The sequence below is a fragment of the Neisseria sp. P0021.S005 genome, from assembly GCF_051956955.1.
In genome coordinates, this window is the sequence record NZ_JBQCWY010000210.1 from 1 (window position 1) to 4,836 (window position 4,836).

3 protein-coding genes are annotated in these 4,836 nt (G+C 50.4%); 1 reads left to right on the plus strand and 2 read right to left on the minus strand.

Annotated elements, in window-relative coordinates; translation table 11 throughout:
- Positions 1–1,079 (plus strand): FAD-dependent 5-carboxymethylaminomethyl-2-thiouridine(34) oxidoreductase MnmC (mnmC, locus tag ACTHUE_RS11110; RefSeq protein ID WP_440402933.1); only part of this gene is annotated, 1,079 nt, incomplete at its 5' end.
- Between the two features lie 209 nt (positions 1,080–1,288).
- Here mnmC and ACTHUE_RS11115 read toward each other — a convergent pair.
- Positions 1,289–3,706 (minus strand): TonB-dependent hemoglobin/transferrin/lactoferrin family receptor, encoded by a 2,418-nt coding sequence (locus ACTHUE_RS11115; protein WP_440423482.1) that lies wholly within the window; start codon positions 3,704–3,706, stop codon positions 1,289–1,291.
- Between the two features lie 53 nt (positions 3,707–3,759).
- Complete coding sequence (locus ACTHUE_RS11120) at positions 3,760–4,755, minus strand: Slam-dependent surface lipoprotein (protein ID WP_070711791.1); 996 nt, start codon at positions 4,753–4,755, stop codon at positions 3,760–3,762.
- Between the last annotated feature and the right edge of the window lie 81 nt (positions 4,756–4,836).

Here is a 4,836-nt window from a genome sequence, read left to right on the forward strand (position 1 = left end):
CGCCACACGATACCGAACAAACCGAGCTGCTGCTGACAGGCTACGGCTACACGCGCCGATTGTTGGAAGACTTGCTGCCCGACTCCGACGTATGGGGCGGCGACGGCGTATTGCATTTGAATTTTGATGACGGCGAACGCAAACGCAATCAAGCCTTGGGTTTGCAACACCAGCATAAGCACCTCTACCGCAGCGTATCCGCCGAAGAGGCTGCGCACATTACAGGCATAGACGTATTTTCAGACGGCCTTTACTGGCCGCAAGGCGTATGGCTGAATCCGCCCGCCGTCGTGCATACCTTATTGAATCATCCGCTGATCGAGTTGCACGAACACTCGCCGCTGACCGCAGTATCGCATGACTGCACACAATGGACGGCACACACGCCAAACGCGCATTTCAATGCCAGCCATATCGTTTACTGCATGGGCGCGCACAGCCCGAATGCCGCCGACACCAACATCTCTGCCCTGCCTTTCCGCCAAATCCGCGGTCAAACCGGCGTTGTGTCTGCCAGCCCGTTTTCACAAAAGCTGCGTTGCGCCATTTCCGGAGAAAGCTACATCAGTCCGAGCTGGCAAGGCCGCCACTGCTACGGCGCGACATTTGTCCTCAACAGCAACGATGAAACTTGGTATCCGCACGAAGAAACCGAAAACCGCGCCGCTCTGCAACAGCTCAATCCCCCATTGGCACAATCCCTATTTGAGCAAGATTCGTTTTCAGACGGCCTTCAAGACACACAAGGCCATGCCGCCCTGCGTTGCGACAGCCTAGACCACTTGCCCGTTGTCGGCGCACTCGGCGACATCGCCGCCATGCAGTCCGCCTATGCCAAGCTGGCATTGGACAAAAACTACCGCCTCGACAATATCCCCTGCCCTTACCTGCCCAATGCCTACATCAATACGGCACACGGTACACGCGGACTGGCGACAGCCCCCATCTGCGCCGCCGCCATTGCGGCCGAAATACTCGGCTTGCCGCACCCACTATCGCAAAGACTGAGAACCGCGCTGCACCCCAACCGCGCCATCATCCGCGCGATTGTTCGGCAGCAGCCGTTGTTATCCGTTTAAAGATTTCGTTTTAAATAAAAAAGGCCGTCTGAAAGTCATCAAAACTTTCAGACGGCCTTTAGCTATCCGTTAACTGCTTAGAATTTCCATTCCAGCGATACGGCGTAATTGCGGCCTGGGGCGCGGTAGCGGTCTAAGCCTTTGCCATCGCGGTCAACCCCGTTGGTGGTGCTGTAGCTGTACCAACCTTCCTTTCTGTTCTAATTACCTTAGAACTTAGCTTCAAGTGTAAAGTTGTAACTTCTTCCTGGTGAAGAGAAACGCTCTATACCTGCATGTGTCTTATTATTAACACGATTAACTGTACCAAATTCGCGGATGCTGCGCAGCGATTCCCAAGTATAGTATTTTTTGTTGCCGATGTTGTACGCACCGGCGCGCAGGGTGAAGTATTTGCCCAAGTTGACGTAGCCTGTCAGGTCGAAAAGCGTATAGGCTTTGCTGTGCTTGGCAAATGGCCATGGGTTGTTCAAATCATCACTGCTGTGAACGGTGTCAGACGGTTTTTTAGCTGCGGTGTGTGTCAGGTACGCATTGATACCCCAGCGTTTGGAGGGAGCATCGTAGCCCAAATTGTAAACGGCAGACCACGGGGAAAGGGCGTTAATCGGGATTTCCTGTCCGTTGGTTTGTTTGGCTTTGCCTTTGATGTAGCTGACATTAACACCTGCGTGCGTGCCTTGCGGCAAACCGATGCTGTCAAGGTTCCATGTGCCGTTAAATTCCAAACCTTTCACCCATGCGGAGGAACGGTTTTGGTTTTGCCAAACGGGTGAGCTGACCAATGCGGTACCGTCGGAAATCGGCGCGTAATTAGGGCTGTTGGGATTATCGGAAGATACGCCCATGTAGGTCAGTTCGATAAAGTTGCGGTAGCGGGTTTGGAAGCCGGAGAGTTTAAAGTTTCCGGCTTTGCCACTGCCGGCAAGTCCCAGTTCGAAGTTTTTGGCGGTTTCTGCCTTAAGGTTAGGGTTTGCTTTAAGGTAGAAGTCAGGATGCGGGAACAATAGCCAGGTTTCGTCTGAAGTCGGCGCGCGGAAGCCAGTGCTATATTTTGCCAAAAGATTCAGACGCGGCGTGAATTTCCAGTCTAATCCTAAACCGTAGCTGAAACCGCTGTGTTTACGCTCGCTGCCAAGATAGGGGATTTGACCGCGGATGGCAGGGGTATAGTTGGGGTTGTCCTTGGCTTTGCTGCTGCTGTTGTCGTAGCGAAGCCCGGCATTGAGGCGGTATTGGCTGCTGTCGCCGAATTGGAAGGTGTTGTTCCAGTAGGCAAAACGGTTTTTGGACGAGCTTTCGACCAGCATAGTCAATTCTTGGTTGTTGGACGTTTGGTATTTCGGGTCATATAGGCGTACCCAATAGCTATGGTCGCTATTACCGTTATCGTTTTTGGAGCCACCTAATCCGTATTGCATTGCCCATACCGATTTGGAGAAGTCGATTTGTTTTTCGGCATCGGCACCGAATTGGGTATTTTTTTGACGGATGTTGCGGAACATATGGTACACGTCGCTGTTGACACCGTTACGGCCATAATCCGTCGGCAAGTCCCAGGTCCAAGTGCTCATGTCGATGGTTTGACGGTCGTAACGCAGGTTGAGGTTGTCCCATGGTCCTTTGTCAAGTTGGTTTTTGTATTCGAAACCGATGCGTTTGCGGTAGGAAATATCTTGACGGGAACGGGTGTCGCCCAGTGCGTCGCCTTTCCAGTCTGCCGCCCACATATTGGACAATTCAATCGTCGTGCGGTCGGTGCGTGAATCTTCGTAAATCCAGCCGATACGGTTTTTATCGTTGAAGTTGTAACCCAGTTTGAACAGGGTGCTTTTGTTTTCCCAGTCTTGAGGGTCAGGTTTGCTGCGCGCTACACCGCGGCTGCCGTAGTTGGTCATACCAGCATTCGGACTCCAGCTTTGTTTGTTGTCAGTGATGACGGTATCGGCAGCGTCGCTGTTGTTTTTGGTTTCTTTACCGAAACGGCGGGTGTAGACCATCAATGCGTCCAGACCCAACCAGGTTCCTGCGGCGGTTATGCTGCTGAATTTTTGGCTGTTGCGTCCGATATAGCCGCCTTTAATGCCTAAGTGGTAGGGTTTTTCTTCGGAAACATAGTCGCTTGCGGATTTGGTTTTGTAGTTGACGGCACCGCCCAATGCGCCGCTGCCGGATTTAAGCGAGTCCGCGCCTTTGTTAAGGGTTACTTCCGAAAAGTTTTCGGGTTCGGAAGTGTTGCGGTTTGCATTGAAGTTGCCGTATGCACCGAACAACTCTTGAAACGCTTCAGACGACCTGCTTTCTGCTTGTGCCAGTCCGTCCACGTTGATGGCAACGCGGTCTTTATCGACACCGCGTATGGTAAAGCCGTTGGAACCGGAACGTCCGCCTTCAACGACGCTGATGCCCGGATCGTAACGCACCAAGTCGCTTTCATCGGAGACCATTTGTTTATCCAAAACCTGACGGCGGATTTTCTCTTCACCGAGTTTTTGTACTTTGCGGCCGCCAATGACTTTGACTTCATTCAACTCCTGATAAGCTTGAGGAATAGGATCGGCCGCTAAGGCAGGGAAAGTTTGGCTGACAATAGCTGCCAGCAGTACAGGTTTAAAATGGAAGGACATTTTTTGCCTCTTAATATATATTGATTATCTATTATGGAATGCTTGATGTGCGGTTACTTGCTGACAGGTGTCAAACTTGTATCCGTCGTATTGCGGTCGTCATCATTCTTCACGCCGCCGAACACGGTATCCAACGATTTATCGGCATCAAAGGTAACTTTACCGCCTATACTGACTTCTGTTTTATCGCCGTTAAATTGACCAAAGAATTTCCCTTCGACTTTGCCGTTTTTACCATCGGATTCGGCAGTGCCTGAGAAATCAACGCCGTTGATGCCTACATCTTTCATCACAACGTCCGGACCGTAATCAGCATTACCTAAAATCGTGCCGCCGAGTTTGTTGGTGTTGAAATTGGCTGTCAGCAGTGAAAGTTTGGGCGTGTTTTTTTCAGACGACCCGGAGGATTTGCCCGGATCGTAGGTTGAGGTAACGATATTGCCGTTGCGGACGCGGACAGCCCAAACTTCGTATGTAGTCTTGCCTTTTGCCACTGTACTGTCTGACGGAGTGTAATAAGACGGTTTCGCCGTTCCGACGGGTTTGCCGCCGATAAACAGGTCTGCCGTGCCGTCTGCATTTATCCATGCGCCGAATTTGAGGTGGTCCTGTTTGGTTGCCGGTGCATAGGTGAATTGTCCCGAACTACTGCAACAGACAAACAGTTTGCCACCTTCAGATAAAGGTTGTCCTTCATGGCGTGTACGAAGGGCATAAGACGGGCTGGAATATGATGGGACAATCGGATCAGAATATGAACTAATATTGTAATAGTTACCAGAAGGGGTTTGATAGACATATTGTTTATCGGTATAGCTGTAGCCCCATGATGTTTTCACTTCGAGTTCCGCTTCACGCAGACTGCCGCCTTTACCGGAAAGGGTATTAATGGTCTTTACTGCATTGCTTTCATCGCTCAGCTTAACATTGGCAATAGGTTGCGCTGTCGGAATAGCAACGGGAACTTTGGGTTCAGATGCACCTCCACCTGCACATGCAGTCAAAATAAAGGTAGTTGCAATAGGCACTATAAATACATTAATTTTCATAACCAATCTCTCTAAAATACAAGCTTCTCAGATACAATAATGATAAGTATTACTAATAATATGCAATATTGTGTAACAAAT

What these genes read in the sequence shown, in the direction of transcription:
- ACTHUE_RS11115 (WP_440423482.1), bottom strand. Translation starts at nt 3,706, where the DNA reads ATGTCCTTCCATTTTAAACCTGTACTGCTGGCAGCTATTGTCAGCCAA.
- ACTHUE_RS11120 (WP_070711791.1), bottom strand. Translation starts at nt 4,755, where the DNA reads ATGAAAATTAATGTATTTATAGTGCCTATTGCAACTACCTTTATTTTG.